General features: G+C 67.5%; 4 protein-coding genes. 3 read left to right on the top strand and 1 reads right to left on the bottom strand.

Annotated elements, in window-relative coordinates; translation table 11 throughout:
- Positions 1 to 18 precede the first annotated feature (18 nt).
- Positions 19 to 366, bottom strand: coding sequence for a winged helix-turn-helix transcriptional regulator (locus AC2VNT_RS03135; RefSeq protein WP_486945470.1), 348 nt, complete (start codon positions 364 to 366; stop codon positions 19 to 21).
- Positions 367 to 822: 456 nt separating this feature from the next.
- On the opposite strand from AC2VNT_RS03135, the gene rplJ reads away from it, so the two are divergent.
- The 3 genes from rplJ to AC2VNT_RS03150 all read left to right on the top strand — a co-directional run.
- Positions 823 to 1,422 carry a 50S ribosomal protein L10 gene (gene rplJ, locus AC2VNT_RS03140; protein ID WP_486945471.1) on the top strand — a complete coding sequence of 200 codons (600 nt, stop codon included), beginning with the start codon at positions 823 to 825 and terminating at the stop codon, positions 1,420 to 1,422.
- Positions 1,423 to 1,465: 43 nt separating this feature from the next.
- Positions 1,466 to 1,864 carry a 50S ribosomal protein L7/L12 gene (rplL, locus tag AC2VNT_RS03145; protein WP_486945472.1) on the top strand — a complete coding sequence of 133 codons (399 nt, stop codon included), beginning with the start codon at positions 1,466 to 1,468 and terminating at the stop codon, positions 1,862 to 1,864.
- 144 nt (positions 1,865 to 2,008) lie between these two features.
- Positions 2,009 to 2,618: ABC transporter ATP-binding protein (locus tag AC2VNT_RS03150; RefSeq protein ID WP_486945473.1), on the top strand; the 610-nt coding region annotated here is incomplete at its 3' end.

Raw genomic sequence — 2,618 nt, forward strand, 5'->3', positions numbered from 1 at the left:
CGCCGGCCGGGCCGCCGGTCAACCAACCGCGCGGCGACCGGCTGCGCGCTGCATGCGCTGCCGGCCCCAATCGCAGAGGGTCTGCAACACCGGAGCCAGCGTGGCGTCGTAGGCGGAGATCGAATAGTGCACGCACGGCGGTACGGTGCGGGCGTCGTGGCGGTCGATGATCCCGTCGTCGACCAGTTCGTGCAGATGCCGAATGAGCATCCGCTCGGTGATGCCGGGAATGCTGCGTCGCAACTCGGCCGTACGCAGCGGCCCGTCGCGCAGCCGCCACAGGATGGTGCCCTTCCACCGACCGTCGATCACCGAGAGCGCGGTGTCGATCGGGCCGTCGCTGGAAACCTTCTGCGATACCGCCATCGCAGCTCCTGGCCCGGCACTACACCGACATGCTTGTCAGTACCGTGTTTTCCGTCAGCATATCGTCGAGGCTGGGCGCCATGGCGGAGATCGTCGGTGCTGGTGCCGATGAACAGCCGGCTCGCGGCGCAGCCCGCCCGGGCCCCGGCGGCCCGGTGGGATCGGCTGAATTGGCTGCGGGTGCTGATGGTTGGCGGTCTGCTTCGTCCTGCTGGCCGTGGCCCGTTTTGGCTGATCGCCGGGCTCACGCTATGGTGAGTGGCGATCCACCGAAGACCGTCGGTCACCGAGCAATCGGTTGAAGGTCCGGGAACATCCCGGCGGCCCACGCAGGAGGACGAGGCACCGGCCCAGCCGGCACTGCACTGTGACGCCCCGACCGCTTCCTGCGTCGGGGCGTTCGTCGTTTCCGGGGCCGGCGGACCCTTAGGACCCTAGACACCCGAGGAGGTATGCATGGCGCGGACCGACAAGGCCACCGCCGTCGCGGGCATCGCCGAGCAGTTCCGGGGCTCGACCGCGACCGTCGTCACCGAGTACCGCGGTCTGACGGTCGCCGACCTGGCGGATCTGCGTCGCTCGCTCGACGGATCGGCCACCTACGCGGTGGCGAAGAACACGCTGGTGAAGCGGGCGGCGTCGGCGGCCGGTGTCGAGGGTCTCGACGAACTGTTCTCCGGGCCGACGGCGATCGCTTTCATCAGCGGTGAGCCGGTCGATGCCGCCAAGGCGATCAAGAAGTTCGCCAAAGACCACCACGCGCTGGTTATCAAGGGCGGCTACATGGACGGTCACCCGCTGACCGTCGCCGAGGTGGAGCGCATCGCCGACCTGGAGTCGCGCGAGGTGCTGCTGGCCAAGCTGGCCGGCGCGATGAAGGCCAACCTGTCCAAGGCGGCCGGCATGTTCGCCGCGCCGGCTTCGCAGATGGCCCGGCTGGCGGCGGCGCTGCAGGAGAAGAAGCCGGCCGAAGCTCCGGCAGCGGCGGAAGCCCCCGCCGAGACCGCCGAAGCGCCCGCCGAGACCGCCGAGGCGCCCGCCGAGGCCCCCGAATAAAACCCGAGACGCAGAACCACCCGAATCAGAAAGGACCGAAACGATGGCCAAGATTTCCACCGACGAACTGCTCGACGTCTTCAAGGAGATGACGCTGCTGGAGCTGTCGGAGTTCGTCAAGAAGTTCGAGGACACCTTCGAGGTGACCGCGGCGGCCCCGGTCGCCGTGGCCGCTGTCGCGCCCGGAGCCGGTGCGGGCGCCGGTGCCGAGGCCGCCGCCGAAGAGCAGAGCGAGTTCGACGTCATCCTGGAGTCCGCCGGCGAGAAGAAGATCGGCGTGATCAAGGTTGTCCGCGAGGTCGTTTCCGGTCTGGGCCTCAAGGAGGCCAAGGATCTGGTGGACAGCGCCCCGAAGCCGCTGCTGGAGAAGGTTGCCAAGGACGCGGCCGAGGAGGCCAAGACCAAGCTGGAAGCCGCCGGCGCGACGGTCACCGTCAAGTAGCCGACCCACTCCGCGGAAGCCCCCGACACTCGCCCCAGAGTGCGGGGGCTTTCCGGTTCCGGGGTGACCGGCGATCCGGGTGCGATACAGTGGCGTGAGCCACAGAAAACCGGTGGCCGAATAGCTGCTGGGAAGGATCTCCTAATGGGTGTCGCCATCGAGGTGCAGGGCCTGAGCAAGTCGTTCGGCCCGGCCCGGATCTGGGAAGACGTCAGCATGACGATTCCGGAGGGCGAAGTCAGCGTGCTGTTGGGCCCGTCGGGCACCGGCAAGTCCGTCTTCCTGAAGTCGCTGATCGGCCTGCTGCGCCCGGAGCGCGGATCGATCGTCATCGACGGCACCAACATCATCGAATGCTCGACCAAGGAGCTCTACGAGATCCGCACCCTGTTCGGGGTGCTGTTCCAGGACGGCGCCCTGTTCGGATCGATGAACATCTTCGACAACACCGCGTTCCCGCTGCGCGAGCACACCAAGAAGAGCGAGCGCGAGATCCGTGACATCGTCATGGAGAAGCTCGAGATGGTCGGAATGCCGGAAGACGGCGGCAAGTTCCCCGGCGAGATCTCCGGCGGTATGCGCAAGCGGGCCGGTCTGGCCCGCGCCCTGGTGCTCGACCCACAGATCATCCTCTGCGACGAGCCCGACTCGGGTCTGGACCCGGTTCGTACCGCCTACCTCAGCCAGCTGCTGATCGACATCAACGCCCAGATCGACGCGACCATCCTGATCGTCACGCACAACATCAACATCG

Source organism: Mycobacterium sp. TH-M15 (assembly GCF_057473705.1).

What these genes read in the sequence shown, in the direction of transcription:
- AC2VNT_RS03135 (WP_486945470.1), bottom strand. Translation starts at nt 366, where the DNA reads ATGGCGGTATCGCAGAAGGTTTCCAGCGACGGCCCGATCGACACCGCG.
- rplJ (WP_486945471.1), top strand. Translation starts at nt 823, where the DNA reads ATGGCGCGGACCGACAAGGCCACCGCCGTCGCGGGCATCGCCGAGCAG.
- rplL (WP_486945472.1), top strand. Translation starts at nt 1,466, where the DNA reads ATGGCCAAGATTTCCACCGACGAACTGCTCGACGTCTTCAAGGAGATG.